Annotated in this window: 2 protein-coding genes; both read right to left on the bottom strand. The window is 44.8% G+C overall.

Annotation, left to right across the window (positions count from 1 at the left end):
- Positions 1-1,223, bottom strand: a 1,223-nt coding sequence (locus tag GMD6S_RS11060; protein WP_000395888.1) for an FAD-dependent oxidoreductase, incomplete at its 3' end; no start/stop codon positions are given.
- 41 nt (positions 1,224-1,264) lie between these two features.
- On the bottom strand, positions 1,265-2,773 hold the full coding sequence (gene glpK / locus GMD6S_RS11065; RefSeq protein ID WP_000076794.1) for a glycerol kinase GlpK: 1,509 nt from the start codon (positions 2,771-2,773) through the stop codon (positions 1,265-1,267).
- Between the last annotated feature and the right edge of the window lie 36 nt (positions 2,774-2,809).

Genomic DNA, 2,809 nt, shown 5'->3' on the forward strand with positions numbered 1-2,809 from the left:
TCCAAATGTTTCTCAGATGTGCTGCTTTCAAGCTTGCTGACAGCAGATTCAACATCTTCACGTGTTTTTTCTTTCGATAGATAAGCTTCGACAGTCGCAATCAAGTTGTTAAAGCTTTCGTCGCTAATGGTTCCGTTATTTCCGCCATTGTAGTCAGAAGCGCTATTGCCTGCAATCAATGGACGAAGACCAGCCCAGCTACTTTCGATATCATCAATGGTGATGTTGGCTTCTGGGAAGCGGTTGTTGACAATACCAAGTAGATAATCTACATCTTCCTGAGTCACTTTTGGATGTTCCAAATCGCCTGTGTAGTCTGTATCCGTTGTACCAAAGTAAGTCTTGTTTTCACGTGGGAGAACAAAGACCATACGACCATCTCCCAAACCTGTGTCAAAGTAAACCGGCTGTGAAACCTTGATCTTGCTTGAATCCACTACCAAGTGCACTCCCTTAGTTGGACGCATTTGTGAGAATTGGGTTCCCTTATTAGACAAATTACGCACCTTGTCGCTCCAAGGACCTGTTGTATTAATCACCAGACGAGCCTTAATTTCAAAGACTTGGTCTGTTAACAAATCACGAGCTACAACACCTGTAATCTTGCCATTTTCATCAAAGAGGAAGCCTTCTGCCTTAACATGGTTGGCAATGAGAGCACCGTCTTGGTTGGCACGTTTGATGTTTTCAATCACGAGACGCGCATCGTTGTTACGGAAGTCAAGATAAACCCCACCTCCTACCAAACCTTCTTTCTTCAAGTTTGGCTGGCGTTCCAAGACTTGATCCTTGCTCAAGACCTTGTTAGCAGCTGGTGTGTTGCTAACACCTGCCAAAAGGTCATACAAGTCCATGGCTACTTTGAGACGGAAAAGGCTAAAGGTCGCTCCATCCTCATCGTAAACTGGCAAGAGCATTGGATCTGGTTTTGGAATATGTGGAGCAATTTGTTGAACCACCGCACGTTCAGAAACTGTATCTGACACCACTTCTACGTCGAATTGTTTGAGGTAACGCAGGCCTCCGTGGACCAATTTTGTTGAACGGCTGGATGTCCCTTCTGCGAAGTCCTGCATTTCAATCAAACCAGTATCAAGACCACTGGCTGCCGCCTGCAAGGCTACCCCAGCACCGGTAATCCCACCACCAATAATCAGGAGGTCCAGGGTGCGTTCCTGCATTTTTTTAATTGATAATTCTCGTGTTTTCTTTGAAAATTCCATATTTACACACTTTCTAACTGAGTCGCTTTATTCTTCCAGTATTAGTCATCGATTTCCGCAAAGACTTGAGTTGCTTTCACAGCCTTCTTCCAGCCCTTATAAAGTTGTTCCTTACGAGATTCGTTCATCGATGGTTCGAAGAGTTCTCCTGTCTCATTCAAGAGTTTCAACTCATCCAAATCCTTCCAGTAACCCACTGACAATCCTGCCAGGAAGGCTGCACCTAGGGCAGTTGTTTCCAAGTTTTTAGCACGGGCAATATCGATTCCCAAAATGTCAGCCTGGAACTGCATGAGGAAGTTGTTCATGGCTGCACCACCATCTACCTTCAAGACTTGGATAGCTGTCTGCGCATCCACTTGCATGGTGTCGATGATGTCGCGTACTTGGTAAGCGATGGATTGCAGAGTAGCCTTGATAAAGTCTTCTTTGCTTGTTCCACGAGTTAAGCCAAAGACTGAACCACGAGCATTTTGATTCCAGTATGGAGCCCCTAGACCTGTAAAGGCAGGTACGACATAAACTTCGTCATTGTTGTGAGAATTGAGAGCATATTTTTCAGACTCTGGTGAATTTTCAACCATGCGAAGTCCATCACGAAGCCACTGAATGGCACTTCCTGCGATGAAGATAGAACCTTCCAAGGCATAGTAAACCTTGCCGTTGATTCCGTAACCAATGGTTGTCAAAAGGTTGTTTTCAGACAACTGCATCTCTTCACCAGTGTTCATAATGATGAAAGAACCTGTTCCATAAGTATTCTTGACCATCCCTGGTTCAAAGGCCAACTGACCGAAGAGGGCTGCCTGTTGGTCCCCAGCCATACCTGAAATTGGCACTTCTCCACCGTAGAAATGGAATGGAGCAGTCTTGCCGTAGATTTCAGAGTTAGAACGAACTTCTGGAAGCATAGCCTTAGGAATGTTGAGGATTTCCAAAATCTCATCATCCCATTTAAGATCCTTGATGTTATAGAGCATGGTACGAGCTGCGTTTGAGTAGTCAGTTACGTGAGCTGCGCCGTCAGTCAATTTCCAAACCAGCCAAGTATCAATGGTACCAAAGAGCAATTCACCCTTTTCAGCTCGCTCTTGAGCGCCTTCTACATGGTCCAAAATCCAACGAACCTTGGTTGCAGAGAAGTAAGCATCGATGATCAAACCAGTCTTTTCATGGAATTTTTCCACATAACCTTGGCTTTTTAGTTGTTCAGCCAAAGGAGCAGTTTGGCGTGATTGCCAAACGATAGCATTGTAGATAGGGAGACCTGTTTTCTTATCCCAGACGACAGTTGTTTCACGCTGGTTGGTAATCCCGATGGCCTCGATTTGACTTGGTTTCACACCACTTTCGATGAAAGCACCCGCGATAACTGACTGAACAGAGTTCCAAATTTCATTGGCATTGTGCTCAACCCAACCTGCTTGAGGGAAAATCTGAGTGAACTCTTTTTGACTAGAGCTGACCTTTTCTCCTTTTTTGTTAAAAATGATGGCACGAGAACTGGTAGTTCCTTGGTCAATGGCCATGATGTATTTTTCTTGTGACATGTGCTGTCCTCCTGATAAAATCTTGAGGGGGTTCCT

The sequence above is a fragment of the Streptococcus sp. GMD6S genome, from assembly GCF_000297015.1.